A 322-nucleotide genomic window follows, 5' to 3' on the forward strand; every position below is an offset into this window, starting at 1 on the left:
AGAGCGAAAAAATCCACTCGCCATCATTATCCGAAAGTAATGGTCCGGGTACTTAACCTTCAAACAGTCCTGTTTGTGGACCTGACTCATTTTGAACCTTTCTTTCCTCACCACCATCCATACAGGACATTGGTTTCACGAACACTCCCAGATATAACTGCTATTAAGGCTTATTCCGAGTATGAACATACATCCACATTATGAGAGAGGTGGGCATGGCCAGCAGGCACCTTATCCCCCCAGTACACATGGTTCTCGATATCTGGAGCGGGCTGGTTATTCAGAGTACCAGCAACTTTCACAACGTAGTTCCCAGCACTCC

Origin of the sequence: Parendozoicomonas verongulae, assembly GCF_009711465.1 — a bacterium.
Classification (GTDB): Bacteria; Pseudomonadota; Gammaproteobacteria; order Pseudomonadales; family Endozoicomonadaceae; genus Sansalvadorimonas; species Sansalvadorimonas verongulae.